The sequence below is a fragment of the Micromonospora globispora genome (assembly GCF_003857015.1).
Classification (GTDB): Bacteria; Actinomycetota; Actinomycetes; order Mycobacteriales; family Micromonosporaceae; genus Micromonospora; species Micromonospora globispora.
In genome coordinates, this window is sequence record NZ_QGGF01000002.1 from 1 (window position 1) to 3793 (window position 3793).

The 3793-nt window shown below is 74.1% G+C and carries 4 protein-coding genes and 1 pseudogene; 3 read left to right on the forward strand and 2 right to left on the reverse strand.

Features of this window, described 5'->3' with window-relative positions; genetic code table 11:
- Positions 1-111: 111 nt before the first annotated feature.
- Both DKL51_RS00030 and DKL51_RS00035 read right to left on the reverse strand, forming a co-directional pair.
- Positions 112-564, reverse strand: coding sequence for a DUF6220 domain-containing protein (locus tag DKL51_RS00030; protein WP_109944940.1), 453 nt, complete (start codon positions 562-564; stop codon positions 112-114).
- 9 nt (positions 565-573) lie between these two features.
- Positions 574-1563, reverse strand: coding sequence for a carboxymuconolactone decarboxylase family protein (locus DKL51_RS00035; protein WP_124811591.1), 990 nt, complete (start codon positions 1561-1563; stop codon positions 574-576).
- 143 nt (positions 1564-1706) lie between these two features.
- Here DKL51_RS00035 and DKL51_RS37365 point away from each other — a divergent pair.
- The 3 genes and pseudogenes from DKL51_RS37365 to DKL51_RS00045 form a co-directional block, all read left to right on the forward strand.
- Positions 1707-2096 (forward strand): annotated as a pseudogene (locus DKL51_RS37365) (DUF7134 domain-containing protein); the annotation flags it as partial.
- Positions 2097-2292: 196 nt separating this feature from the next.
- Positions 2293-2838, forward strand: a complete 546-nt coding sequence (locus DKL51_RS36015; RefSeq protein ID WP_260428308.1) for a sensor histidine kinase — start codon at positions 2293-2295, stop codon at positions 2836-2838.
- A gap of 76 nt (positions 2839-2914) precedes the next feature.
- Positions 2915-3577 (forward strand): response regulator, encoded by a 663-nt coding sequence (locus DKL51_RS00045; RefSeq protein WP_109944943.1) that lies wholly within the window; start codon positions 2915-2917, stop codon positions 3575-3577.
- The last annotated feature ends 216 nt before the right edge of the window (positions 3578-3793 follow it).

Genomic DNA, 3793 nt, shown 5'->3' on the forward strand with positions numbered 1-3793 from the left:
GTCCCAGGGCGAGCGGACGGCGCCGGGCGGCCGACGCGGCGCCGCCGCCCAGCCACCCGGCCGCCGCGAGAACCGCGATCACGAGATCGGCCGCGAGCAGCGAGCCGACGCTCATGCCGGCTCCCCTTCCCGGACGGTCACCTGGGTGGCCCCGGCCGGCGCCGGGCCGGCCAGCTTTCGCGCGGCCCGGAGGACATTGACCACGACGTGCACCGCGATGATTCCGTTGAGCGCGTGCAGCCCGGCGATGGTCAGGCCGAACGGAGTACTGGCGCCCGCAGCGTCGGTGGACGCGTTCGCGAGCATGGCGAGGAGCGCCTGCAGGACGACGAGACCGAGCGGCAGGACCGCCAGCCCGATGAGCCGGCCCGGCGCCTTCGCCAGGACGGCGAACAGGATGGTCAGCAGGGTGAGAACGGGGATGACCGCCATCCCGTTGACGCTGTGCAGGGCATATGCGCCCTCGCCTGCGGGTTTCGTGAACGCGCCCACGGCGGCGAAGACGAACTGCAGGGCGAACGAGGCGAGCAACAGAGCGCTGACGATGACCAGGGCCTTGCGCATGGTGACCTCCTAGAGCTGAGCCGGGGACAGTGCCCGGGCGACGTGATCGGTCGCCGTGATCGCCCCGTACGCGACCAGCCGCACGAGGTCGGCGTCGGCCGGATGGGAAAGCCGCCAGAGGGCGACGTCGCCCGCGCTGATCGCGCCGGGCGCGAACGCTGCCAGCAGTGCGATCCGCGTCCCGACGCGGTCTGTGCCGGGCACGTCCCGGACCAGATCGACGGCCCAGTCGGCGGGGCGGGCCGGGTGTCGTCCGTCCTCCCAGCGCACGGTGGCCGTGACCGTCTGGCGGGCCACGTCGCCAAGGAGGTCTCCGCCTTGCATGGCGGCCTTCCTCAACGAGGCGTACGCGACGCCGACCGGGCTTTCCCCGGCCCAACCCGGTGGCGCCGTCGTGCCGGCGCCGAGGAGCGGGAGGCTGCGGCCGGGCTCCCTCGGCTCCCGGGCCGTGCTTGCGTAGAGCCGGCCCCCGACGGACCGCACCATCGGGGACCGCTGCAGGCCCCCGGGCAGCAGATCCGGGTCGAGCAGCGCCGAGACACCCCGGTTGATGAAGTGGAAGGCGAGCAGGGTGCCGGTGAGCTCAGGGCCGTACGGGCTGGACCAGGCGGCGGCTCGGGGGGTGCGGCTGGCCTCGGCCCAGCCGGCGAGCTCGGCGTGCCTCGGCTCCGGTGGCGTCCCGCCCCGGGCGATGACCTCGGCCAGCTCGTGCTCGCCGAGCGCGTGCAGCAGCATCACGTGGGCGTCGACGCAGAACCGGCAGCGGTTGGCCCGGGACACCGCCGACGCGACGAGCTCCCGGTCGACCCGGGACGCGTCCCCGGCGAGCAGGGCCTCGCGCATCAGCGCCCAGGTCGCGGCCAGCACTTCCGGCACGGCCGAGAGCGCCTGGAAGGTGGGCACCGGCCCGAGGAACTCGTCCCGGAGCTGCCGGTAGACCTCCGCGGTGAGACCGGTCGCTGCTGACGCCTTCGCGGGGGTGAAGAAGCGGTATGTCATGGGCTCGATGCTTGTCGCGGCGGGCCGGGAAAGCGTCGTGCCGTCGCAGGCACTTGGCCGGCCGCCGATACCGCGCCCGCAGTACGCCTCATCTACCGCAGGCGCGGGATGTTCCCTGACGACGGCCGTTCTAGAGTGCGATCATGCGCCCGGATCTGCCCTACGCCCTCGGCGGCGTCGCCCTCGGCGTCCTCCTGCTCGGCAACGCCGCGCTCGCGCCGGATGCCGGTCCGGTGCGAGCGATCGACGTCGCCCTGGTCCTGGTCATGGCGGCGGCCCTGGCGGTGTGCCGGCGGTACCCGGTGGTGGCCTTGATCGCGGTGACCGCCGCCATGCTGGCCGTCCACGTCCGGGCACACCCCGGGGTGTCCGCCGCGTTCCCTGTCCTCGGCGCGGTCTACGTCGTCGCCTGGCGGGGGCGCCGATCGGCCGCAGCCCTGGCCAGCCTCGTCTTCCTCGGTGGGTTCCTGGCCCGCGACATCTCGGTCGCGCCCGTCGACCGGCCCGGCCAGCTGATCGTCGAGCGGACCGCCCTGCTGCTGGGCTGGTTCGTGGCGGCCAACATCGCCGGGCTCGTCGCGCGGCAGCGCCGTGCGTACCTGGAACAGGTCGAGCAGCGGGCGATCGAGGCCGAACGCACCCGTGAGGAGATGGCGTTGCGCCGCGCCGGGGAGGAGCGCCTGCGCATCGCCCGGGATCTGCACGACTCGCTGACCCCACAACATCTCCGTGATCAAGGTGCAGGCCGGGATCGCCGTGCACCTGGCCCGCAAGCACGGCGAGGAACCGACGGCCGCGCTGCTGGCGATCCAGGAGGCCAGCGGCGCCGCGATGCGGGAACTGCGCGCGACGCTGGATGTCCTGCGCTCACCCTCCGACGCGGACTGCGTCGGGCTGGCCCGGGTGGGCGAGCTCGCCGAGCGGACCCGGGCGGCCGGCGTACCGGTGCAGGTGACCGTCACCGGTCAGCCCCGGGACCTGCCCGCCGAGGTCGACCAGGCCGGGTATCGCGTCGTCCAGGAGGCCCTGACCAACGTCGCCCGCCACGCCGGCCCCGCCACCGCCCAGATCCACGTCGAGTACGCCCCGGCACAGCTGACCGTCTCGGTGACCGACGACGGCCAGGCGTCACCGGACCGGCCGGTGACACCGGGTGTGGGCCTGCGCGGCATGGGGGAACGGGTCACCGGGCTGGGCGGCTCGCTGAACGCCGCCCCGCACGACGGCGGCGGGTTCGCCGTGCGGGCCAGGTTCCCGCTGGACGGTCCGGCGTGACCGAGCGCTTGCGCGAGGTCCAACCAGCTCAGTCCGCCACGGATCGTGGCGGCTCCGACCGCAGGGAGGAGCCGGCATGATCCGGGTCCTGCTCGCCGACGACCAGGCCCTGATGCGGGCCGGATTCCGGGCCCTGCTCGACGCCGAGGACGACCTGGAAGTCGTCGGCGAGGCGGCCGACGGCGCTTCGGCCGTCCAGCTGTCGCGACGCCTGCGGCCGGACGTCGTGCTGATGGACGTGCAGATGCCGGGACTCGACGGCATCGAAGCCACCCGGCGCATCGCCGCCGATCCCGACCTCGCCGCGGCCCGCGTCCTCATCCTCACCAACTACGGGCTCGACTCCTACGTCTTCGCCGCACTCCGCGCCGGCGCCAGCGGGTTCCTCCTCAAGGACGCCGACCCCGCCGACCTGCTGCAGGCCATCACCGTCGTGGCTCGCGGCGACGCCCTGCTCGCCCCGGCGGTCACGCGTACGCTCATCAGCGAGTTCGTCACCGGCCCGCCGCCGGCCGACCCGGCGGCCGGACGCGACGTCCTGACCGCTCGCGAACAGGAGATCGTCGAGCTCGTCGCCCGGGGGCTGAGCAACGACGAGATCGCCGAGCGCATGGTGATCAGTCCGTTGACCGCCAAGACACACGTCAACCGGGCGATGATGAAGCTGCACTGCCGCGACCGTGCCCAGCTGGTCGTGTGGGCGTACGAGTCGGGGCTGATCACGCCGCGTCGCCGGTGACACCACACCGCCGTGCGCGGACGACAACGCCCGCGGTGGCGCTGCCCGGCCCGCGCGTGCGGGCCGGCCGGGCAAGCGGCTGGTCCAGCTGTGCGCCGACAAGGCCTGAGCACCCGGAGGTACGGAGGCTACGCATCGGGTGCGGTGCGACCGCTGCAGCCCAGTGGTCGGCGCTGCCGGCCCCGCGCCGACCACGACGGCCCCGGCGCCGCCGGC